Here is a 1,002-nt window from a genome sequence, read left to right on the forward strand (position 1 = left end):
CTGGAGAAATATAGAGACTTACTTCCTGACCGATGGAAAAAGCAGTAGCAGCATTAGTTTAATCAGCTGTTACTGCTTTTTTTTTGAATTATGCAAGGTATAAACGCGGAGACGCTTACCACTCGGGCGAAAAACGGGGGATTCTCAGCGAAAAAGCAGAGGAATACTTAATTTTCCAGGAGAAAAACATTAAAAAAGTGGAGAAAAAGGCTTGCGGTTTCGAACATTTTTTGTATTTTTGCAACCAACAGGAAAAATTCCTGCCGATTCCACCTAGAAGCTTACGACTCCTGTGAAACCACTTTTTATACAATTTTAATCCCAAAGACCAATGACACAAGCAGATTTAGTCAGACTCTACTTCAACAAAGAAAGTGCTTACAACTCATGGGACTATTGCTTCAACCAGCAATGTCCACTGGCTCAGGAATGTGCACACTATCTGTCCGTAACCTACAAAAAACCGGAACAGACCAAAGGCTACGCCATCTATCCCGATGCCTACCACGACAACAAGTGCGAACATTTCCTACAGCTACAGATGATGAAAATGGCATACGGCTTTACGAATATTCTTGAAGAACTGAAGCGTAAAGACGAAGCCGCTTTCAGAGTACACATGACTTCCTACTTCGGAAGCAAGACTTCATATTATCGCTATAAATTAGGACAGACAGGACTCGTGCCTGAACAACAGCAGTACGTGCTGAAATGGTGCCAGCAACATGGATACACCAACATGAGGTTCGACCGGTATGCAGAAGAGGTTAACTATTAACAGCCGCACGCCGATTAAAGAATTCACCCGTGTACGTGGTCACTCAAACCCACGTACATGTGTCTTTTTGTAAATATGGTTGACTCCTAAAGTTTCAATTACATGAAAGAATCATTAGAAGCAACACTGAAAGATGTCGAACTTACCAAGGAAGTGTACCGTCTGTACACTCTTGAGCACCTAACACAACAAGAGATTTCAGTTAAATTGTGTATAGGTCGCTC

Annotated in this window: 1 protein-coding gene; it reads left to right on the forward strand. The window is 41.8% G+C overall.

Features of this window, described 5'->3' with window-relative positions:
* Nucleotides 1-331: 331 nt before the first annotated feature.
* Nucleotides 332-778, forward strand: a complete 447-nt coding sequence (locus KSW37_RS15645) for a DUF6078 family protein (RefSeq protein ID WP_217315382.1) — start codon at nt 332-334, stop codon at nt 776-778.
* Nucleotides 779-1,002 lie beyond the last annotated feature (224 nt).

It is taken from the genome of Segatella copri (assembly GCF_019127135.1).
Classification (GTDB): Bacteria; Bacteroidota; Bacteroidia; order Bacteroidales; family Bacteroidaceae; genus Prevotella.